This window comes from Streptococcus mitis, assembly GCF_002096835.1.
Classification (GTDB): Bacteria; Bacillota; Bacilli; order Lactobacillales; family Streptococcaceae; genus Streptococcus; species Streptococcus mitis_W.
Window position 1 is genome coordinate 138,849 of the sequence record NZ_NCVG01000021.1, and the last position, 22,742, is coordinate 161,590.

General features: G+C 39.9%; 13 protein-coding genes. 3 read left to right on the top strand and 10 right to left on the bottom strand.

The window, feature by feature from the left end; all coding sequences use genetic code 11:
- Positions 1-59 precede the first annotated feature (59 nt).
- The 3 genes from B7699_RS04925 (at position 60) to zwf (ending at position 4,603) form a co-directional block, all read left to right on the top strand.
- On the top strand, positions 60-2,225 hold the full coding sequence (locus tag B7699_RS04925) for an ABC transporter substrate-binding protein/permease (RefSeq protein WP_084927316.1): 2,166 nt from the start codon (positions 60-62) through the stop codon (positions 2,223-2,225).
- Entirely contained in the window at positions 2,225-2,965 is a 741-nt protein-coding gene (locus tag B7699_RS04930) for an amino acid ABC transporter ATP-binding protein (RefSeq protein ID WP_084927317.1), read from the top strand. Before B7699_RS04925 ends, B7699_RS04930 begins: the two co-directional genes overlap by 1 nt.
- 150 nt (positions 2,966-3,115) lie before the next feature.
- Positions 3,116-4,603, top strand: a complete 1,488-nt coding sequence (zwf, locus tag B7699_RS04935; protein WP_084927318.1) for a glucose-6-phosphate dehydrogenase — start codon at positions 3,116-3,118, stop codon at positions 4,601-4,603.
- A gap of 42 nt (positions 4,604-4,645) precedes the next feature.
- On the opposite strand, the gene ftsY is transcribed toward zwf, so the two are convergent.
- The 10 genes from ftsY to B7699_RS04985 all read right to left on the bottom strand — a co-directional run bounded on the left by ftsY (position 4,646) and on the right by B7699_RS04985 (position 22,473).
- On the bottom strand, positions 4,646-5,902 hold the full coding sequence (gene ftsY, locus B7699_RS04940) for a signal recognition particle-docking protein FtsY (protein WP_084927319.1): 1,257 nt from the start codon (positions 5,900-5,902) through the stop codon (positions 4,646-4,648).
- 3 nt (positions 5,903-5,905) lie between these two features.
- The gene (locus tag B7699_RS04945; RefSeq protein WP_084927320.1) at positions 5,906-6,724 is read right to left on the bottom strand and encodes a Cof-type HAD-IIB family hydrolase; all 819 of its coding nucleotides are present in this window, start codon (positions 6,722-6,724) and stop codon (positions 5,906-5,908) included.
- Positions 6,724-7,518 carry a Cof-type HAD-IIB family hydrolase gene (locus tag B7699_RS04950; protein ID WP_020902802.1) on the bottom strand — a complete coding sequence of 265 codons (795 nt, stop codon included), beginning with the start codon at positions 7,516-7,518 and terminating at the stop codon, positions 6,724-6,726. Before B7699_RS04950 ends, B7699_RS04945 begins: the two co-directional genes overlap by 1 nt.
- Entirely contained in the window at positions 7,515-11,054 is a 3,540-nt protein-coding gene (gene smc, locus B7699_RS04955; RefSeq protein ID WP_084927321.1) for a chromosome segregation protein SMC, read from the bottom strand. The genes B7699_RS04950 and smc overlap by 4 nt, the downstream gene beginning before the upstream one ends.
- Entirely contained in the window at positions 11,045-11,743 is a 699-nt protein-coding gene (gene rnc / locus B7699_RS04960; RefSeq protein ID WP_000661487.1) for a ribonuclease III, read from the bottom strand. Before rnc ends, smc begins: the two co-directional genes overlap by 10 nt.
- A gap of 160 nt (positions 11,744-11,903) precedes the next feature.
- Positions 11,904-12,782: a glycosyltransferase family 52 gene (locus B7699_RS04965; protein WP_049551230.1), complete on the bottom strand. Its 879-nt coding sequence runs from the start codon at positions 12,780-12,782 to the stop codon at positions 11,904-11,906.
- Positions 12,779-13,483, bottom strand: a complete 705-nt coding sequence (locus B7699_RS04970) for an acylneuraminate cytidylyltransferase family protein (protein ID WP_084927322.1) — start codon at positions 13,481-13,483, stop codon at positions 12,779-12,781. Before B7699_RS04970 ends, B7699_RS04965 begins: the two co-directional genes overlap by 4 nt.
- On the bottom strand, positions 13,467-14,822 hold the full coding sequence (locus B7699_RS04975) for a sodium:solute symporter family transporter (RefSeq protein ID WP_049551232.1): 1,356 nt from the start codon (positions 14,820-14,822) through the stop codon (positions 13,467-13,469). Before B7699_RS04975 ends, B7699_RS04970 begins: the two co-directional genes overlap by 17 nt.
- 1 nt (position 14,823) lies before the next feature.
- Positions 14,824-16,155 carry a glycosyltransferase gene (locus tag B7699_RS04980; RefSeq protein ID WP_049551233.1) on the bottom strand — a complete coding sequence of 444 codons (1,332 nt, stop codon included), beginning with the start codon at positions 16,153-16,155 and terminating at the stop codon, positions 14,824-14,826.
- A gap of 291 nt (positions 16,156-16,446) precedes the next feature.
- A complete protein-coding gene (locus B7699_RS04985) occupies positions 16,447-22,473 on the bottom strand; it encodes a MucBP domain-containing protein (RefSeq protein WP_084927323.1) in 6,027 nt (2,008 codons plus the stop codon).
- Positions 22,474-22,742: the final 269 nt, after the last annotated feature.

Here is a 22,742-nt window from a genome sequence, read left to right on the forward strand (position 1 = left end):
TTTGCATTTTTTAGTTTTTTCTGATATAATGGGAAAATATTCGGAAAAGGAGACTAAAAATGAAGAAAAAATTTCTAGCATTTTTGCTAATTTTATTCCCAATTTTCTCATTAGGTATTGCGAAAGCAGAGACGATTAAGATTGTGTCTGATACCGCCTATGCACCTTTTGAGTTTAAAGATTCAGATCAAACTTATAAAGGAATTGATGTAGACATTATCAACAAAGTCGCAGAGATTAAAGGATGGAATATTCAGATGTCCTATCCTGGATTTGATGCAGCGGTCAATGCGGTTCAAGCTGGTCAAGCTGACGCTATCATGGCAGGGATGACAAAGACGAAAGAACGTGAAAAAGTTTTCACCATGTCTGATACTTACTATGATACAAAAGTTGTCATTGCTACTACAAAATCACACAAGATTAGTAAATATGACCAATTAACTGGCAAAACCGTTGGTGTTAAAAACGGAACTGCTGCTCAACGTTTTCTTGAAACAATCAAAGATAAATACGGCTTTACTATTAAAACATTTGACACTAGTGATTTGATGAACAACAGCTTGAGTGCTGGTGCCATCGATGCCATGATGGATGACAAACCTGTTATCGAGTATGCCATTAACCAAGGGCAAGACCTCCATATTGAAATGGATGGTGAAGCTGTAGGTAGCTTTGCTTTCGGTGTTAAAAAAGGAAGCAAATACGAGCACCTAGTCACTGAATTTAACCAAGCCTTGGCTGAAATGAAAAAAGATGGTAGTCTTGATAAAATCATCAAAAAATGGACTGCATCATCTTCTTCAGCAGTACCAACCACAACTACTGCAGCTGGTCTAAAAGCAACTCCTGTTAAAGCTAAATACATCATTGCCAGTGATTCTTCTTTTGCACCGTTTGTGTTCCAAAACTCAAGCAACCAATTTACTGGTATTGATATGGACTTGATTAAGGCAATCGCTAAAGACCAAGGTTTTGAAATTGAAATTACCAATCCTGGTTTCGATGCCGCTATCAGTGCTGTCCAAGCTGGTCAAGCTGATGGTATCATTGCTGGTATGTCTGTCACAGATGCTCGTAAGGCAACTTTTGACTTTTCAGAATCCTACTACACTGCCAATACTATCCTTGGTGTCAAAGAATCAAGCAATATTGCTTCTTATGAAGATTTAAAAGGAAAGACAGTTGGTGTTAAAAACGGAACTGCTTCTCAAACCTTCCTAACAGAAAATCAAAGCAAATACGGTTACAAAATCAAAACTTTTGCTGATGGTTCTTCAATGTATGACAGTTTAAACACTGGTGCCATTGATGCCGTTATGGATGATGAACCTGTTCTCAAATATTCTATCAGCCAAGGACAAAAATTGAAAACACCAATCGCTGGAACTCCAATCGGTGAAACAGCCTTTGCCGTTAAAAAAGGAGCAAATCCAGAATTGATTGAAATGTTCAACAACGGACTTGCAAACCTTAAAGCAAACGGAGAATTCCAAAAGATTCTTGATAAATATCTAGCTAGTGAATCATCATCTGCTTCAACAAGCACTGTTGACGAAACAACTATCTGGGGCTTGCTCCAAAACAACTACAAACAACTCCTTAGTGGTCTTGGTATCACTCTTGCTCTAGCTCTTATCTCATTTGCTATTGCCATTGTCATCGGGATTATCTTTGGTATGTTTAGCGTTAGCCCATACAAATCTCTTCGCGTCATCTCTGAGATTTTCGTTGACGTTATTCGTGGTATTCCATTGATGATTCTTGCAGCCTTCATCTTCTGGGGAATTCCAAACTTTATCGAGTCCATCACAGGCCAACAAAGTCCAATTAACGACTTTGTTGCTGGTACCATTGCCCTATCGCTCAATGCAGCTGCTTATATCGCTGAGATTGTTCGTGGTGGTATTCAGGCCGTTCCAGTTGGACAAATGGAAGCCAGCCGAAGCTTGGGGATTTCTTATGGAAAAACCATGCGTAAGATTATCTTGCCACAAGCAACTAAATTGATGTTGCCAAACTTTGTTAACCAATTCGTTATCGCTCTTAAAGATACAACTATCGTATCTGCTATCGGTTTGGTTGAACTCTTCCAAACTGGTAAGATTATCATTGCCCGTAACTACCAAAGTTTCAAGATGTATGCAATCCTTGCTATCTTCTATCTTGTAATTATCACGCTTTTGACTAGACTAGCGAAACGCTTAGAAAAGAGGATTCGTTAATGGCAAAATTAAAAATTGATGTAAATGATTTACACAAAAACTACGGAAAAAATGAAGTTTTAAAAGGAATTACGACTAAGTTCTATGAAGGGGATGTTGTTTGTATCATCGGTCCTTCAGGTTCTGGTAAGTCAACCTTCCTCCGTAGCCTTAATCTTCTAGAAGAAGTCACTAGTGGTCACATCACTGTGAACGGTTATGACTTAACTGAAAAAACAACCAATGTTGACCACGTCCGTGAAAATATCGGAATGGTGTTCCAACACTTCAATCTCTTCCCTCATATGTCTGTATTGGACAATATCACCTTTGCTCCAATTGAGCACAAGTTGATGACTAAGGAAGAAGCTGAGAAATTGGGAATGGAACTGCTTGAAAAGGTTGGGCTAGCAGATAAAGCTAATTCCAACCCAGATAGCCTATCAGGTGGTCAAAAACAACGTGTGGCCATCGCTCGTGGACTAGCAATGAATCCAGACATCATGCTCTTTGATGAACCAACTTCTGCCCTTGACCCTGAAATGGTCGGAGACGTACTAAACGTTATGAAGGAATTGGCTGAACAAGGCATGACCATGATTATCGTAACCCATGAGATGGGATTTGCTCGTCAGGTTGCTAACCGCGTTATCTTTACTGCAGATGGTGAATTTCTTGAAGATGGAACACCTGATCAAATCTTTGATAATCCGCAACACCCACGTCTTAAAGAGTTCTTGGACAAGGTCTTAAACGTCTAAACTCAAACTGTAAGGATTTCCTTGCAGTTTTTTTCTATCTCGTATTGGATTTTTTGATTTTTCGGAAAATTATGTTAGAATTAAATTTATGAAATGAGATTTCCTCATACCTAGCAAGACTAGGAATAAAAATAGAAATTAGGTAGCTAGATGTCATCTAAGGTTATTGTTACAATTTTCGGTGCGAGTGGAGACCTGGCTAAACGCAAGCTCTACCCTTCCCTTTTTAGACTATATAAATCCGGCAATCTTTCCGAGCACTTTGCAGTCATTGGAACTGCTCGTCGTCCTTGGAGCAAGGAATATTTTGAATCTGTTGTAGTCGAATCGATCCTTGATTTGGCAGATAGTACCGAACAGGCTCAAGAGTTCGCTAGCCACTTCTACTATCAAAGCCACGATGTCAATGATACGGAGCACTATATTGCTTTGCGTCAATTGCAGTCTGAACTAAATGACAAGTACCAAGCTGAACACAACAAGCTCTTCTTCTTGTCTATGGCGCCTCAATTCTTTGGAACCATTGCAAAGCACCTCAAGTCTGAAAACATTGTTGACGGTAAAGGTTTTGAACGCTTAATCGTTGAAAAACCATTTGGTACAGATTATGCAACAGCAAGCAAGTTGAATAACGAACTCCTAGCAACATTTGACGAAGAACAAATTTTCCGTATTGACCATTATCTTGGTAAGGAAATGATTCAAAGTATCTTTGCAGTTCGCTTTGCAAACCTGATTTTTGAAAACGTTTGGAACAAGGACTTTATCGACAATGTTCAAATTACCTTTGCGGAGCGCTTGGGTGTAGAAGAGCGTGGTGGCTACTATGACCAATCTGGGGCCCTCCGTGACATGGTACAAAACCATACACTCCAACTGCTTTCCCTCCTTGCCATGGACAAGCCAGCAAGCTTCACAAAAGACGAGATTCGTGCTGAAAAGATTAAGGTCTTTAAAAACCTATATCATCCAACTGATGAGGAACTTAAAGAACACTTTATCCGTGGTCAATACCGCTCTGGTAAGATTGATGGCATGAAATATATCTCTTATCGTAGCGAGCCAAATGTAAATCCAGAATCAACAACTGAAACCTTTGCATCTGGTGCCTTCTTTGTAAACAGCGATCGATTCCGTGGCGTTCCTTTCTTCTTCCGTACTGGTAAACGTCTGACTGAAAAAGGAACTCATGTCAACATCGTCTTTAAACAAATGGATTCTATCTTTGGAGAACCACTTGCTCCAAACATTTTGACCATCTATATCCAACCAACAGAAGGCTTCTCTCTTAGCCTAAATGGGAAACAAGTAGGAGAAGAATTTAACTTGGCTCCTAACTCACTTGATTACCGTACAGATGCGACCGCAACTGGTGCTTCTCCAGAACCATACGAGAAATTGATTTATGATGTCCTAAACAACAACTCAACTAACTTTAGCCACTGGGATGAAGTTGGTGCGTCATGGAAGTTGATTGACCGTATCGAAGAGCTCTGGGCTGAAAATGGTGCCCCACTTCATGATTATAAAGCTGGAAGCATGGGACCTCAAGCCAGCTTTGACTTACTTGAAAAATTCGATGCCAAATGGACTTGGCAACCAGATATCGCCTATCGTCAAGATGGTAGACTAGAATAAAAAATTTCCTGCAAGATTGTCTTGCAGGATTTTTACTTCTGATTAGATTAAGCCTTCCAAGAGACCCTTCATAAAGTTTTCTGAGTTAAACTCTCCAATATCATCGATTTTTTCACCAAATCCAATCAGTTTTACAGGAATATTGAGTTCTTCACGGATAGCTAGAACAACACCACCTCGAGCAGTTCCATCAATCTTAGTCAAGACAATTCCAGTTAATGGCGTGATTTTTGAAAATTCTTTGGCCTGTACCAGGGCATTTTGACCTGTTGATGCATCAAGTGCTAAGAAAGTTTCATGCGGAGCTTCGGGCACAACACGTTTGATAATACGACCAATCTTTTCTAGCTCAGCCATGAGGTTGTCCTTATTTTGCAGACGACCAGCGGTATCAATCATAAGAATATCGATACCTTCAGCTACAGCACGTTCCATGCCATCAAATACGACACTGGCTGGGTCAGCTTTTTCAGGTCCAGTCACAACTGGAACATCCACACGGCGTCCCCATTCTGCTAGCTGTGCAACTGCACCTGCACGGAAGGTATCTGCCGCAACCAGCATGACCTTCTTACCAGCTTGTTTGTAGCGGTGGGCTAGTTTCCCGATAGAAGTTGTTTTCCCGACACCATTAACACCGACAAAGAGCATGACTGTCAAGCCATCTTGGAAGTGAATACTTTCATCATAGTTGCCATCCTTTTCATAAAGCTCAACCAATTTCTCAATGATGACACGGCGAAGTGCCTCAGGTTTCTTGGCGTTTTCAAGCTTGGCTTCGTAGCGTAGTTCCTCCGTTAAGTTAGAAGCGACTTGGACACCAACGTCACTCATAATCAGCAGTTCTTCCAATTCCTCGAAGAATTCTTCGTCAACAGAGCGGAAATTGGCAAAGAAGGAGTTCAAACGGGCACCGAAGCCTGTACGAGTTTTCTTAAGACTGCGGTCATATTTTTCCTGAACAGTTTCTTCTACTTGAGGCGTTTCTGGTTCAAGCACTTCAGAATTATTTTCTTCTACAGTTTCTTCGTGCTCAAGCTTCTCTTCATCTGAGACTTCTTCTTGTTGAACTTCTACAACTGGCTCTGAATTATAATTTTCTTCAACTGTGTCTGGGATTTCCTCTTCTTCAAGCACAGCTTCTTCAGCAACTTCTGCTTCTTCTTGAGGAAGTTCCTCAGCTTCTGTAAGGGCAGGCTCAACATCTTCAGACAAATCAAGATTTTCCAGAGCTTCTTTTACAACTTCTTCGATTTTAGGTTCTTCTTTTTTTCCGAATAGACGGTCAAATAATCCCATATCTTAGTTCTCCTTTAACACGTATTCTTCGATTGCCCAGGCGACAGCTTCCTCATCGTTGGTCATAGGAGTTACCACATTTGCGACTGCCTTGACTTCAGGAACAGCATTTTGCATGGCAACACCGAGCCCTGCCCATTCAATCATAGAGAGGTCATTAGCCTCGTCACCACAGGCCATAACTTGGCTTTGGTCAATTTCAAGATGACTGATTAGTTTTGCCAAGCCTGTTGCTTTATGAACATTCTTTGGTGACCACTCTAGCAACATTTCACGTGATTTAAAGATTTCATATTGGTCAAACAATTCTGGAGAAATCTTCTGAATGGCTGCATCCAAGGGTTCTTGAGCAAAGGCAGTCACGCATTTATTGTAAGTCATTTGACTAGATAGATCTTCAAAGTCCACTGGAACAAAGGTCAATGCTGGATTAAATTTGGCATAAAGACTTTCTTGGTCCGATTGGATTTGATAAACAGTTCCTTCTGAAATGGCATCAAGAGGCAGTGATAATTTCTCTGTTTCTTCATACAAGCGTGCTACATCATCATATGAAAAGACTGTCTTATCAAGGATTTCACCTGTATTTTTCTGAACCAAACCACCATTAAAAGTAATCGTATACTCATCTTCTTGACCGTCAGTCCCTAGCTCATGGAGAAAGAAATCCATAGCTTTTAAAGGGCGACCAGTTGTCAATACGACCTTAATACCACGATCACGCGCAGCTTTCAAGGTTGCCTTGGTACGATCCGTCAGCCTTTTATCAGTAGTCAGCAAGGTTCCGTCCAAGTCCAATGCGATTAATTTTATATCTGCCATTATAAGCCCTCCATATAAGCTATAACCGACTGGTCCTTATGGTGACCAATCACAGTCTCTGCTAATTCTAAAATTTCAGGTCGTGCATTTTCAGGAGCTACAGGATGTCCCACAACCTGCATCATATGCAAGTCATTTAGATTGTCTCCAAAAGCCATAACCTGATCCATTGTGATACCAAGTTTTTTAGCTAATTCAACAATGGCCACACCCTTATCGACATAGTCCAGAACAATATCAATGGATTCAAAGCCAGTTGTCATGGCCTTAACACCAGGAACATGTTCGTTTACCCAAGCTTCACCAGCTTCCAGCGTTTCTTCTGTGAAGTTGGTTGTAAATTTGAAAATGTCATCTTTAATATCTTCCAGACTCGCTACTTTTTGGATATTTTCATTATAGTGCTGACTCACTTTTAAATAGGTCTCATCAACCGTATCTAGAACATAAGCTCCCTTTTTTCCTGTCAAGAGCAGTTTATTGATATCTACATAAGGTGAAGTTTTCAGCCTTTCAAAAGTTGATAGATAAAACTCACGAGACATGGTCGCTTCATACAAGTCCTGACCTTGATATTCGACCAAACTGCCATTTTCTGCGATAAAAATAATGTCATCACGAACATCAGCAAATAATTTTTCTAGAGATAAAAATCCGCGCCCCGAAGCCACCGCAAAGTAAATCCCTTTTTCCTTGTAGGAAACCAAGAGAGACTTGAGGCGGTCCATATCAAAGCGTCCATTCTCATCTAGGAAGGTTCCGTCCATATCCGTTGCTACTAGTTTAATTGTCATCCTTCAATACTTTCTAAATCTTTTAACTTAACCGAAACAATTTTTGAGACACCTGACTCTTGCATGGTCACTCCATAGATAGAATCGGCTGCCGCCATGGTTCCCTTACGGTGGGTTACGACGATAAACTGGCTGTCCTTATCAAATCGATTGAGGTAATCCCCGAAACGTTTAACATTGGCTTCGTCAAGTGCAGCCTCTACCTCATCCAAGATAACAAATGGAATGGTCTTGACACGAATAATGGAGAAAAGCAAAGCTAGAGCTGACAGAGCTTTTTCACCACCACTCATGAGGTTAAGCGACTGGATTTTCTTACCTGGAGGTTGAACAGAAATCTCCACACCAGCTGTTAAAAGGTCGCCCTCAGTCAATATCAAGTCCGCCTGACCTCCACCAAACATCTGCTTGAATGTCACTTTAAAGGACTCACGAATAGCTTCAAAGGTGGATTTAAATCGTTCCTTGACCTCATCATTCATCTCTGTGATGGTTTCAAGAAGCAGACTTTTCGCTGATAAAATATCATCTCGCTGACTATTTAGAAAGTCCAGACGGTTGTGAACTTCTTCGTACTGGTCAATAGCTTCCAAGTTGACCGGACCCAGCGAACGAATAGCCTTCTCTAAGTCCTGCACCTCTTGCTCTGCCAGATTGAGATTTTCCAACTCATGCGCATTTTCTAAAGCTTCAGTATAGCTAATCTGATACTGGTCTGTTAATTGGCTTTGTAGATGACGTAAGCGCTCGCTGACCTTTTCTTTCTTAGCTTCAGCACGTGTTTGCTTGCGAATCCACTCTTCATTCTGCTGGCGAGCCTGATCCAAATGACTAGCAATATCATCCAGTTGACCTTCAATATCATCCAACTCAAACTGCTTGCGAATTAAACCTTGTTGGAGGTTTGTTTTCTGAGTTTTGGCTTCTTCTACCTGTTGACTGAGCAAATCTGTATCAACCTTCTCCAGATTATCAACCTTTTCTTGAAGAAGGCGCTGGATTTCCTCTTGTTCGATATCTAGATTATTCAATTCCTTGCCTAGACGGTCAATATCAGCTACTTCATAACGTTTTTGCCCTTGTAGTTCTGTCTTAAGCAAGCGAGCTTGCGCTACCTGTTCTTGCAAGTTCTGATAACGTTCTTGGATGGCATTTTTATTAGACTTAATCTCTTCAATCTCAGCTTCCAGATTTTGCTTGTCACTGGAAATAGTAGCAAGTCGCTCTTGGCATTTTTCCTTATCTGCTTGCCAATCTCCCTCAGAAAGACGATTTAATTCCTCTTCTTGGAGTTTCCAAAGAGTTTCCAGTTCTTCAACTTGATGACTGGTCTGCTGATAAGCGAGGGACAAGCCTTGCTCCTGAATACGTGCCTGCTCTCCTTGAGATTTGATAGCTTCTAATCTTTCTGTCAATCTAGCCATCTCATCTTGCAAGGTCTTCAAAGATACCTCTTCTAAACGAAGACTTGCTTCTTCTTCAGCAATTTCTTTTTGCAATTGCTCCAGTTCTGGCTTGATAAAAATACTGTTGTTCTGGCGATTGGCTCCACCTGCGTAAGAGCCACCTGTGCGCAACTCTGTACCGTCCAATGTCACCATACGAACCTGATAACGAACCTGACGAGCTGCTGCACGCGCGTGTTCTACGGTATCAAAAATAGCCGTCGTAGCTAGCAAGTTCTTGAAAATAGCTTCCAACCTATTATCGAATGTCACCAAGTCATCTGCCATACCAAGGAAACCTGGACTTGCAGAGATAGCATCTTGGTTCTGACTAGAAATCGTACGCGCCTTGATCGTTGTCAAAGGAAGGAAGGTGGCACGACCAGCTCTGTTTCGTTTGAGGAAATCAATCGCCTTAGTTGCCGCCCCCTCATCTTCTACAATGATATGCTGACTGCTGGCTCCCAGTGCAATCTCTAGGGCAGTTTGATAATGTACATCAAAGGTCAGGTGCTCACTGACTGCACCAATAATTCCACCAAGGCGGGCTTTTTCTTGGAGAACACTCTTAACACCTGCATAAAAGTTACTATGATTTCTGAGGATATTTTCCAAACTTTGGGCTCTAGCCTGCTTGTTTTTGAGATTATCCAGACGGGCAAAGAGTTGATTTTGTTGAGCCTGATAGGAAGATTTCTGATTCTCTTGCTCCTTGGCAATAGCTTGGTAGTCAGCCAATAATTTCTGAACATGCTCCTTGGCAGCTTCAAGCTCGTCTTTTTGCTGACTAGCCTTCTCTTTAGCTGTAGCCAGCTGTTCTTTCAGCTTTTCTAATTGATCTGCTTGTTTTTGAGAAAGCTGACGACTATTTTCCAACTCATTCTCGATGCGAGTCAGTTGGTTTGAGACATCAGCTTCTTCTTGTAGAAGAGCTACAAAGCGTTCACGTAAGAGTTCAATCATCTGATCAGGATCATCTGAAAAAGCTAGCAATTCAGCTTCTAAACGATTGAGTTTTTGATTATTTTGGACTAGATTTTCCTCTAACAGAGTTAATGAGCTTTCTTTATCAGATTTTTCTTGGCTGAGTAAATTTCTCTTATCCTCCAAAGCAGCCAAACGGGCTTGTGCTTCCTGTTGATTCAGGGCTACTTGCTCAGATTCTAATTTCGATAGGGCTAATTTTCTCTCTAAATCACTAATCAGACTGGTCAAGTCCATCAAACTGCCCTGATCTTTGGCCATTTCAGCCTGTAAATCTTGGCGTTGCTTCTTGAGATTCTGATTTTCTTCTTCTAATTTTTCACGCTTTTGGTAGTAGCTTGTCAAGAGTTCCTGAACCTGAGCCAACTCTTCTTCTGTCGACTCTAGTTCTGCCTTATTTTCCTTGATTTGAGCAACAAGAACATCCAAGTAAATAGCCTTGCGTTGACCTTCCAAATCTAAAAACTTACGAGCATTTTCAGCTTGCTTCTCAAGAGGCTTGATTTGATTATCCAACTCGTAGATAATGTCCTCTAAGCGGTCTAGATTATCCTGAGTTTGTTGCAATTTGCTCTCAGTCTCTTTTCGACGAGTCTTGTATTTCAAAACTCCAGCAGCTTCTTCAAAAATAGCTCGGCGTTCTTCAGGCTTGGAGTTGAAAATCTCCTCAACCTTCCCTTGGGAAATAATAGAGAAGGAATCTCGTCCCAAACCTGTATCCAAGAAAAGATCATGAATATCACGCAGACGGACTTTCTTGCCGTCAATCTTGTATTCGCTATCTCCACTACGATAGATATGGCGTTCTACTCTGATTTCTTGACCTGCATCCTTGATAAATCCGTCATGATTATTCAGAGTCACAACTACAGAAGCATAATTGAGAGGTTTGCGACTTTCGGTCCCAGCAAAGATAACATCCGGCATCTTGCCACCACGGAGACTCTTGACACTTGACTCCCCCAAGGCCCAACGCAGACTTTCTGTAATATTGGACTTTCCAGATCCATTGGGTCCAACAACTGCCGTCACACCTTGGTCAAAGACAACCTTGGTCTTATCAGCAAAAGACTTGAATCCCTGAATTTCAATTTCCTTTAAATACATGAATCCAGCCCTTTCTCAACGGCATTTTTTGCAGCTTCCTGCTCTGCTAGTTTCTTAGAACGACCTTGACCTTGACCAATGCTCTTACCTTCGACAAGAACTTCTACATCAAAGACCTTATCGTGGGCAGGACCCGTTTCAGAAATCACCTGATAACGAATAGCCACATCTCCATTGACCTGAAGTAACTCTTGGAGATGGGTTTTGTAGTCTGTAATCATCTCAAATTCGCCTGCTTCAACCTTAGGAATCATGACTTGATAGATGAATTCCTTAACCTTGGCCACATCCTTGTCCAAAAGGAGGGCACCAAGAAAGGCTTCAAAGGCATCACCAAGAATGGTATCACGATTGCGACCACCAGATTTTTCTTCCCCCTTACCCAGCTTGATAAACTGATCAAACTGACAATCACGCGCAAAACCAGCTAAACTCTCCTCGCGGACAATCATGGCACGGAGTTTAGACAAGTCACCCTCAGGCTTTTTAGGATATTTTTTATACAGATATTCTGAAATCAATAACTGTAGAACAGCGTCTCCTAAAAATTCCAAGCGTTCATTGTGTGAAATTTTTAAGAGGCGGTGCTCATTGGCATAACTCGTATGAGTAAAGGCAGTCTCCAGTAAATTTTTGTCTGCAAATTCGATTGCAAAATGGTTTTTAAGTACAGTTTGTAATTCTTTCATACCAACCTCTTTCTAACTGATAACAGTCCTTTTTATTATATCAAAAAAAGCCCCCTGAGTCACTTTAAAACGGGAGAAAACAAGAGACTAAAGGGAACTTATCGACTACTATTAAAATGGAAAAATATTAGAATAACGGGTAAAAGTTATTTACTTTAAGCTACCAGCCAAGGGAAATCGTTTCAAACTGACAACCTAAGCGTCGCAATTCTTTTTGACGATCCTCATAGTAGGGGAGGGAAATGCCTGTGATGGTCACATGGGGCAGGTCTTTCAAATGGAGGCTGACAGACGAGGTGAAGTGATAGACCTGAACGAACTCGTATTCTTGAAAGAGTTGGGCTAGGACATCTTCAAAGATCAGTTCCGTCTCCAAGTAAGTCACGTTTGGAATAGTGAAGGTTTCCTTTGGATGAGGCAGATAGAGATCAATTGCCAAAGCCTTGGCATAGGTACTGATAAAACGGATGGAGATCTGATCGTCCTCTTCAGAGAACTTTTGCCCCAACAGGACCTTGACCGTCTTACCATTTGAGACGGGTGCTTGTGGCAGGTCAAAAAAATGCTCCAGATAAACAAGCTTTTCTCTAGCTACGACATGGTAGTCACTGCGATAGAGGGTATAGTGCTTTTCCGTCCGCTCAATCAAGTCATCTCTGGTCAAGCCCAAAGGTCCCACCTGAATAGGTTGAAGAGGGAGGGCATACATTCCCAAAGGGTAAATATCCGCATAGCCATCATCAAAACTCATGAGGTGCTGGTAATTTGAACTAGCAACCAAGTCCAGAATCAAGCTATTGTCAAAACTAGCATAAAAGATGGTGTCATAGTCGCCGGCAAGCTCCTGACAAATCTGAGCCAAGTCCTCTGCATCCTGAGGATAGTGAACATGGTCAAAATTCTTAGCATAATGCTCCTGACGAGCATTTTTTACAGGACTGACATAAAGGCTAACAAAGTCCTGATCAGGATAGAATCCTTTGATATGCTGTGCAATCTTGGCCTGCAAGGGCGTTGTGGCAATGATGAGGTGTTTCATTTCTTTGATTCTCCTAGGTAGTGATGGTGTAGTAAGGTCTCAACGACTTCAAAGTCCAATGCATCGTCGATATCATAAGAATAGAGTTTGGGCATTTCATAGGCTACTGTCTTGTCTGTATAAAAGGTCTCATCTCGTAGGTAACGATCCTTGCGAGAAATCCAGATACTACCGTTGGGATAGTAATAGACGGGCTCTTTTTGCCGAGCATAGTGCTTGGAAACCTGAGGCGGACGGATAAAAGGCGACTCCTCCAACTGCAAGAAAAGACTACGACTCTTGTCCGCCTTGACACAGGAAATCAAATGGTCTGCTCCAGACTGACAGTAGAGTTGATAGGACTCGACGAGGTGCTCCACCTCTCTCAGGGGTGAGGTCACCTGTAGATTCACAAAGACCTGCTCTTCCTCAAAGGGCTGTAAAAAGTCTCGTAAAGTTTCTAAGCTAGACGTTGTTGCCAAAGCCAATTCTTTTGGTCTGTGGACACAACGAATCTCTGGATAGGCTTGATGACAGAGTTCTAAATAGGCTAGTGAATCTGAGGAGACCCAGATGTCACTAAATAGCTTGGAGGCTAGAGCGACTTCTATAGTATAGAAAACCAAGGGTTTGCCTGCTAGCGGTTTGATATTTTTATCCACTAAGCCGCGTGAACCCGAACGGATCAAAATGACGGCTATGGGGTTAGATGTTGCTTTCATATAGTCTTCCTAGAATTGAGATAAAAAGGGCAGATAGGGTAGTGATGATGCTATTTAACCAGGGATTGGGGTTGGCAAAAAAGCCACTGTAATGATAGATAACCAAGGCTCCTAGACTAGAGACCAGATAGATTTTGGCTAACTGTAAGTTCGGTCTTCTGAGGAGTAAGACCAAGAGATACAAACCACCAATCACACCTAAAGTCAGACCCATAAAGCCGTTAATCCATTCGTAGATGGAGTAGATTTCTGCATTCATGAGCAAGAGGCAGAGGAGCCAGGACAGACCTGCTAAGACAAAGGATAGGAGGCTTGGCGACCAGCGAATCTTTGACCAAGCAAAATCCAACTTCAAACAGGTCGCGATTGCATTCATACTGGATGAAACTGTGGATTGGCCTGCTGCCAAAAGAGCCAGCATGATGAAACTACCAAACCAAGGCACCAGACCTTCCCTAGCATAAGCAATAAGAACGGGATTGGTCGATGTGGTGGCAAAATTTTCCTGACGAATCAAGCAGCCAATCATATAGAGTAAACTAGCAATCCCAAAGGACAAGAGTCCCTGTAGCCATATGATTTTTCCAATTTTTCGACTCTCCATCTTGCTATTAAAACGTTGGACGATATCTTGCGAAGAAACGTAGGAAAACAAGCTACTAAAACCTGCTCCTGCAACTAAGATAAAGACCGTCTTCCCATCCAGCGTCTCTACGAAGTGAAATAGCTGTTGACTACTGTTCATGACAAGACCTGATTGGGCAATTCTTGGTAGAAAGAGGGCCAGTATAGCCAGTAGGACCAATCCTTGAAAAAAATCCGTCCACAGCACAGCCAAGAGACCACCCCTTGCCAGATAATAGACCGTCAAAAGAAGGAGTAAACCTGACAAGACCAGCTGATTGATAGGGATAAAAGGCTCTAAGGCCTGAGACAACAAGTAGGTCACCACTGCTATTCGCCCCAATTGGTAGAGGATGAAAAGAGCTGATGCCAGTGAACGAATGCCAGTCGATTGAAACTTGTCCTCTAAAAGATGATAGGCTGTCTCGTAGTTTCTCTTTTGATAGAGGGGCAGAAAATAGCAATGAGCCAATGGAATAGCTAGAAAAATCCCGCACTGAGCAAACCAGAGATAGGACCTACCTGTATAGGCATTCCCCACCAGAGTCAGCAAGGAAATAGGGCTGAGCAAGGTCGCAAAGACTGAGAAGGACAAAACTGTCACTGGAACAGCTTTCTTAACCTGATAATAGTCCTTTTCACTCCCTTTTTTCCGATAGGCAATCCAGGAAATCAAGCAGAAATAGAGCAATAGGGTAACTAGAATTCCCAACATCCTAAAAGTTCCTATCTAGTAGTTCGCGATAGCTTTGGGCCACTGTCCCTAGTGAATAGTGAGCCGCTAGGGCGATATTTTCTGCATTTGACTGGCGATAGCCCGTCTGCTCCATCTCTTCTATCTTTTGGATCAACTCTGATTTAGTTTTAAACAAGTTGATGGCATTGGACTGGCCAGCATAAAAACGATGAGCAATATCAACATCTGATAGCAAGGCTAGTAAACCATGGCTCAAAGCTTCTACACAGGCATTTGAAAATAACTCAGTATAACTAGCAGACAGATAGCATTGGTGCAGATGATAAGGCACTTCGTTAACGATACCTTTTAATTGAATTATTGGTGGAAGGTTATACTGATTCCGAAGTTGCTGTAATCTTTTTTCCGATCCACCATAAAAGGTAATATGAACATTTGAGCCGCGTTTATACAATTCCGTAAAAACTTCAATAACCAGATCAATATTCTTTATTTCCTCCATATGCCCTACTAAACAATAGTCTAAAATAGGACCAATATCTTTAACTTCCCCTTTCTTTTCTGTAAAAATGGGAGCTAAAAATCTCGCGTTATAATCTAGTTGACGCAATGATTCTGTTAGCGATTCACTTGCAACTAGATAGTTATTCTTTTTCCTTAAATTAGCATGTGATATATTCATTAAAACATTTGAATGAATCACTTCATAGTAATTCTTACCAGTGTTTTCCATATATCTCCATAGACTAGGCTTTGGTATACTTTGTTGATCGCGAATAATTAAGTCTGTATCCTGAGCTATATCAACCAAAAATTTGATAAGTAAATCTTCTTCAGAGTAAATAACTCCATCTTTTCGAAAAATATATTCAGGATAAAATAAAGAAACAGGAGAAGGTTCTATGAATGGGTCTATGAAACGTCCCTCGAGCGCTAAGTCTCCGTTTTTATGAAACCACTGTAACTCTTTTTTCTTAAAACTCTCAAACAGAAATGGACCACTTGTATAATAGTAACGACCTGAGCCATCTCCTAACGTAAGAGAAGAGACAAAACCATCTGCAGTGAGTTCAAGCGTATCACTATCTGATAAATTGAGAGTTTCAGGCTTAACCGATAAGGAATCATGCCCTATATCGGAAAAACTATGAGGAACACAGATTAATTCCTTTTCTAAAAATCCAAGTTTTTTTAAATCAGCTTTCCAGTCAGGTCTAACTTGAGGATTTGTCAGAAGATGGAGATAATCTATTCCTAGATATCTTGCTATACGTGCTCGATAAAACTGAGTAGTTTCAAAACCATATCTCTGTATTTCTGTAAAAGAATGAAGCGTAATAATTCTTGACATATTTCTCTCCCCTATTTTCATTTGACAAAAGTGAAAAATCTCCCCTCACAAAAGGGAGAAAAGATTTTTCATCTCTTAAAATTGAAGTTCTGATAGAGTTACTTTAAAATAATAATTTTCTATCAGTATCATCAAATCTCGATATAAAATAATTTCTTATAAAAATTCCAAATATAGTAGTATAGAATATTTTATTTAGAAGCTATTAAAAATCAAATCATGCTCAATAATCTATTTGAAAATAATTAAATAGATGCCCTGAATGATTACATAGATAACATAACATTGAGATTATTCTGATTCTTCTTTTTTCTTAAATAACCCTAATGCCAATCCTGTTACCATAGCTAGTAATCCCATAGTTGATCCATTAGTATCTTTTTCTGTACCAGTATTTGGTAGTTTTTCTTCTGATGTCTTTGATTCTGGCTGGATACTATTTGAATTTTCTGGTTTTGGTTCTGGCTTAGGCTCTGGTTTAGGCTCTGGTTTAGGCTCTGGTTTTGGTTCTGGCTTAGGCTCTGGTTTAGGCTCTGGTTTTGGTTCTGGCTTAGGCTCTGGTACGGCTTTTTCCAGAATGTAAACATAAGTGACTTCAAGAGTTTGACCTGCTACAACCTTGCCTGTTTCATCACCTTTAGTACTTTGAGGAACCAGTTTATATACTTTACCATCTGCTGTAGTTATGCTTGTTGGTTTTTGATCTCTTGTATCGTAGTCAGTTCCGGCTTTGGCATTATCAGTATCCGTAACCGTTGGAGTCACTGGTTGTTGATTTTCATTGGTTCCTTGAAGAGGATTGCCTTCTGTATCAACATAATGAACAAGGACTGAACCGGCTTTTTCATAGACATAGGTTACTTCTGTTGTTCCTTCTACTACGTCTCCTGTTTCAGGTTTAGAACCGTCTTTAAGAGCTTTTTCTGTTAAGTAGTAAACAATTCCGGATTTTTCGATTTTCTCTGGTTTATTATCAGTTGTATCGTATTTAGCGTTTAGAGAGGCACCTTTAGTGTCTTCTTTATCTTCAGCAATTACGTTACCTTCTGTATCAACGTAGTGAACCACTACATCACCAGTTACTTCTTTATAAACGTAAGTAACTTCTGTTGTTCCTTCTGTTACTTTTCCGTTTTCAGCACCTTTAGTTGCAGTTGGTACTAATGCGTATTTCTTACCATCTTTTGTAGTGATTGTAGCTGGTTTATTGTCAGTTGTATCGTATTTAGCGTTTAGAGAGGCACCTTTAGTGTCTTCTTTATCTTCAGCAATTACGTTACCTTCTGTATCAACGTAGTGAACCACTACATCACCAGTTACTTCTTTATAAACGTAAGTAACTTCTGTTGTTCCTTCTGTTACTTTTCCGTTTTCAGCACCTTTAGTTGCAGTTGGTACTAATGCGTATTTCTTACCATCTTTTGTAGTGATTGTAGCTGGTTTATTGTCAGTTGTATCGTATTTAGCGTTCAGAGAAGCACCTTTAGTATCTTCTTTATCTTCAGCGATTACGTTACCTGCTGTGTCAACGTAGTGAACTACTACATCTCCAGTTACTTCTTTATAAACGTATGTTACTTCAAGAGTTTGTCCTGCTACAACCTTACCTGTTTCATTTCCTTTAGTTGAAGCTTCGACCAATTTGTATACTTTTCCTTCAGCAGTTGTGATACGAGTTGGTTTCATTCCGTTATCAGATGTGTTGTAGTCTGAATTTGGTTTACCATCTTTAGTATCAACAGCGTCTGCTTGAAGTATATTTCCAGCTTCGTCTACATAGTGAACTACTACTTGTCCTGCTTTTTCGTAAACGTAAGTTACTTCTGTTTTACCTTCTACTACGTCTCCGTTTTCTGGTTTAGAATCATCTTTAAGAGCTTTTTCTGTTAAGTAGTACACAGTTCCGTCTTTTTCGATTTTCTCTGGTTTGTTGTCAGTTGTGTCGTATTTAGCGTTTAGAGAAGCACCTTTAGTATCTTCTTTATCTTCAGCGATTACATTACCTTCTGTGTCAACATAGTGAACTACTACGTCTCCAGTTACTTCTTTGTAAACGTATGTTACTGTTTTAGTTTCTCCAGCTACTACTGTACCTGTTTCGTCACCTTTAGTTGATGCTGGTACTAGTTCATATACTTTTCCTTCTGCAGTTGTAATACGGTTTGGTTTCATTCCATTATCAGAAGTGTCGTATGCTGAGCCAGGTCTTCCATCAACAGTATCTTTAGCACCTGAAGCTACATTAGCACCAGCTGGATCAACACCTACTAATGGAGTTCCATCTTCTGTTTGATAGTTAACGACTACTTGTCCTGCTTTTTCGTAAACATAAGTTACTTCTGTTGTACCTTCTACTACGTCTCCAGTTTCTTTAGAACCGTCTTTAAGTGCTTTAGCTGTTAGGTAATATTTAACACCGTCTTTAGTAATTTCATCTTTTTTGTGGTCTGTTGTATCGTATTTAACGTTTAGAGAAGCATCTGTTTCGTCTTTTTCGTCTTCAGCGATTACGTTACCTTCAGTATCTTCATACTTAACGACTACGTTACCTTTTACTTCTTTATACACGTATGTTACTTCTACAGTATCTCCAGCTACTACTTTACCAGTTTCATTTCCGATTGTAGAAGCAGGTACTAATTCGTATACTTTTCCTTCTGCAGTTTTAATACGGTTTGGTTTCATTCCGTTATCAGATGTGTTGTATTCTGTTCCTGGTCTACCATCTGTTGTATCATTATTAGTTTCAGGGACATTATTTCCTTCTGGATCTGTTCCTGATATTGGATTACCTTCTTGATCTGTATAATGAACTACTACTGATCCGGCTTTTTCATAGACATAGGTTACTTCTGTAGTTCCTTCTACAACAAGACCTTCTTCTGGTTTAGAATCATCTTTAAGAGCTTTTTCTGTTAAGTAGTACACAGTTCCGTCTTTTTCGATTTTCTCTGGCTTGTTGTCAGTTGTGTCGTATTTAGCGTTTAGAGAAGCACCTTTAGTATCTTCTTTATCTTCAGCGATTACATTACCTTCTGTGTCAACATAGTGAACCACTACGTCTCCAGTTACTTCTGTATAAACATATGTTACTTCAAGTGTTTTTCCTGCTACTACTTGCCCTTCCACAGTTCCAACGTTTTCTCCGTTTGTTACGACTGCTTCGGCAGAGTAAGTTGCATTAGTTGTAGTAGTACCTGCTTTGGTAACTAGTTTATATTTCGTGTTGTTAAATTCAATTGTTGCTGGTTTTTCATCATTTTCAGCTGCGTTATATGCTGTTCCTGCTTTAACATTTGTAGAATCTTGTACAGATGTTTTAATTTCAGTACCGTCAGTATTAATGTATTTAATCACTACTGATCCAGCTTTTTCGTAGACATAAGTAACTTCTTTTGTTTTACCTTCTTCTACTGTTCCAGTAACTGGTGCTGAATCTGCTTTTACTCCGTCATTTGAAGTTGTTAAGTAATATACTTCTCCAGTTGCTGTTGTAATCTTGTTCGGCTTATTAGCTGAAGTGCTTGCGTCATAATTGGTACCATTTGATACATCTGTCGCATTGGCAACAGCTAAACCTTTGTCTTCTACTGTAGTTGGAGTTGTAGCATTATCAAATGTTAATGCACCTGTTAATTTCGTACCATCTGATAATTCATATTTAGTCACTACACTTCCTAGTAACTCATACTGATAAGTTACAGTGATTTCGTTCTCTTCTACTGTACCAGCTGCTGGTTTAGATCCTGCTTGTAAACCAATTAGTCGATAAACTTTTCCATCTGCTGTGGTAATCTTAGATGCTTTTTTACTAGTAACATCATAGTCAGAATTTACACTTGCATCTGTTACAGGTTTTAATCCATCAACTGTTACTTCTTCAGTTGAATTATTAGGCATTGTTGCTGTTCCAGCGATTGGTTGTCCAGCTTTATCAACATACTTCACATTTACTGCTGATTTTTTCTCTTTGTAGACGAATGTTACTACTTTATCAGCTTCTGTTACTGTTCCTGTTTCAGGCTCTGATGTATTGTATAATCCATTATTTTCTTTTACAAGTTCATATACTTTTCCATCTGCTGTTGTAATCTTAGTCGCTTTTTTCTCAGCTACTTTATTATCATACCTTGTGCCTAACCCTGCTTCAGTGACTGCTTTTACTCCGTCTGCTGTTACTGCTTCTGTTGTATTTCCAGGCATTGAAGCTGTTCCTGCTAGTGGAGTTCCTTTTTCATCTACGTATTTAACTAGAACATTCCCTTTAACTTCTTTATAAACATAAGTGACTTCAAGAGTTTGGCCTGCGACAACCTTACCTGTCTCATTTCCTCTAGTACTTTGAGGAACCAGTTGATAAACTTTACCATCTGCTGTAGTAATGCTTGTTGGTTTATGATCTTGTGTATCGTAGTCTGAACCTGCTTTGGCATTATCAGTATCCGTAACCGTTTGAGTCACTGGTTGTTGATTTTCATTGGTTCCTTGGAGAGGATGGCCTTCTGTATCAACATAGTGAACAAGGACTGATCCAGCTTTTTCATAGACATAAGTTACATCTGTAGTTCCTTCTACAACAGGTCCTTCTTCTATTGCTGAATTTGTAGCTACACCATTTACTGTAGTTTTTGTTTTAGTCTCGTCTAAATAGTAAACAGAACCATTTGCTTCTAATCTTTGAGGTTTTTCTGCATCGCTTTCTTTTGTATTATATTGAACGTTCTCTGCAGTTTTGTTTGTACTAACAACTACTTCTTGATTATTCGCATCAAGATAATAAGTTTTTGTTTCAACTTCTACTACAGCATCAACAGTATCATTATATGACGATTTAAGAGTTGTTCCATCTTCTGTTTGATAATGTACGGTAACCGAGCCTTTCTTTTCAACTCTACGAGTTACTTCAGGACTATAAGTGTAGGTGATAGTAGTACGACCACTACCTAAACGATAAGCACGAAGCGGTGTATAGGCTGTACGATAGTTATACTTCTCACTAACAGGGCCTTTAACGATTAGATTGAAGTAGAGTTCATACCCATCTCCTTCGTCATATCCAGATTCATTACTTACATTGATGTCTTTATCGGGATCAAATATTGTAGCAGTAGTTGGTCTCTTTTCGGAATCCAGGGTATCTTCCTTGTCTGAGTCTTCGACTCCAGGTTGATTGAGATATGAAAACGCAAGGTATCTTTTCATATTCCCTTCTGTATTTTGCAAACCTTTTTCTTTGATGTAAGCTAAATAGCCTTTTAAAAAAGTTCTAGTTCCTTCATGACTAAGGCCATCGGGATTGTCTTTGTGAGCATTGATTGCCTCATACAATTCATGAAGACTAGATATATTATTTGCTGTAGGAAACTGCACGACATAGGTAAAACTCGTTATGTCATGTCCAGCTGTTACAAAGGTATTTTTTTCTAATACGACAACATAATCACCTTCCTTGATGCCACCATCTGCAGCGATATTCGTAGAAGTATAATCTTTTGCTGTGGCTTCTCCCGCCTTGAAGGTGTCCTCTAACCATTTATCAGAGCTAGTAGCTGGCGTGTTGGCTACTACATATTTGCCGTAAGTCCCCTTACCAGTTTCTTCGACAATCCAAGTACGACCTCCTGGTTTAACCCCACTGTGGTTAATTTTCCCATCATTTTGAATAAGACCTTCAGAAGTTAGTTTTGCAGTCACAGTTCCAAGAGTAGAGTCAGAGTATACCCCTCCTCCATCACCTGTAATTTCTACAGCTGGATCCCCAATTTTATGATACGTAGTGCCATCTTTTTCAATCGTATCTTTTCCTACTGCACCGTTCTCTTTTGCCTTAGCTAACTCATCATCGGTAATGTTGTTACCTGTTAATGTTTTGAAGACTTTTCCTGATTTTCCGTATACTTCGTAACCTACCGTAATTTGTTTTTTAAAGCCTGCATCTTGATTTTTATTTTCTTCTAAAACCGTTTTATCAGTTGAGACATATTTGTAGTCTACCTTACCGGTTTTAGTAATTTCTTCCGTACCTGTTTCTGTCGGTTTGGGATTAGGATCAAAATCTTTTGAAGCAAGCCCACCATCACTATAATCATCACTCTCAATTTTCACATTTGCTGTGTCTACTGTAATAGAGCCCTTACTATTTGATATAGTAGTTGTCCCATCTTTATTATCAATAATAGCAGCTTCTACAGACTGAGTATTGACAGACAAAGCGATAGCAGCACCCATAATGAGCCCAAGAGTTCCTATTTTTACTGAGTCTGAACGACCGTTTTTTAATTTACGAATAGAAAAAATTTCTTTTTTATTTGAAAACATTTTTAACACTCCATATATATATATATATATATATATATATATTAACCTGAGTAACTAAATGAGAAAGAAAAACAGGTTATTGATTTTAGTATATCATTTTGCTCATAATTAGACAAGTTTGACACCCGAAATATTTTATTTCTTATGTATATTACTGCCTCTAACGTATAATATCAGAAAGAGGGCTGTTAAATAATTTATCGAATATAAAAACATAAAACACATCATATCAAGGTCTTCTTGTCTAGACATGATATAATGCGTCTTTA

What these genes read in the sequence shown, in the direction of transcription:
- B7699_RS04925 (WP_084927316.1), top strand. Translation starts at nt 60, where the DNA reads ATGAAGAAAAAATTTCTAGCATTTTTGCTAATTTTATTCCCAATTTTC.
- B7699_RS04930 (WP_084927317.1), top strand. Translation starts at nt 2,225, where the DNA reads ATGGCAAAATTAAAAATTGATGTAAATGATTTACACAAAAACTACGGA.
- zwf (WP_084927318.1), top strand. Translation starts at nt 3,116, where the DNA reads ATGTCATCTAAGGTTATTGTTACAATTTTCGGTGCGAGTGGAGACCTG.
- ftsY (WP_084927319.1), bottom strand. Translation starts at nt 5,902, where the DNA reads ATGGGATTATTTGACCGTCTATTCGGAAAAAAAGAAGAACCTAAAATC.
- B7699_RS04945 (WP_084927320.1), bottom strand. Translation starts at nt 6,724, where the DNA reads ATGGCAGATATAAAATTAATCGCATTGGACTTGGACGGAACCTTGCTG.
- B7699_RS04950 (WP_020902802.1), bottom strand. Translation starts at nt 7,518, where the DNA reads ATGACAATTAAACTAGTAGCAACGGATATGGACGGAACCTTCCTAGAT.
- smc (WP_084927321.1), bottom strand. Translation starts at nt 11,054, where the DNA reads ATGTATTTAAAGGAAATTGAAATTCAGGGATTCAAGTCTTTTGCTGAT.
- rnc (WP_000661487.1), bottom strand. Translation starts at nt 11,743, where the DNA reads ATGAAAGAATTACAAACTGTACTTAAAAACCATTTTGCAATCGAATTT.
- B7699_RS04965 (WP_049551230.1), bottom strand. Translation starts at nt 12,782, where the DNA reads ATGAAACACCTCATCATTGCCACAACGCCCTTGCAGGCCAAGATTGCA.
- B7699_RS04970 (WP_084927322.1), bottom strand. Translation starts at nt 13,483, where the DNA reads ATGAAAGCAACATCTAACCCCATAGCCGTCATTTTGATCCGTTCGGGT.
- B7699_RS04975 (WP_049551232.1), bottom strand. Translation starts at nt 14,822, where the DNA reads ATGTTGGGAATTCTAGTTACCCTATTGCTCTATTTCTGCTTGATTTCC.
- B7699_RS04980 (WP_049551233.1), bottom strand. Translation starts at nt 16,155, where the DNA reads ATGTCAAGAATTATTACGCTTCATTCTTTTACAGAAATACAGAGATAT.
- B7699_RS04985 (WP_084927323.1), bottom strand. Translation starts at nt 22,473, where the DNA reads ATGTTTTCAAATAAAAAAGAAATTTTTTCTATTCGTAAATTAAAAAAC.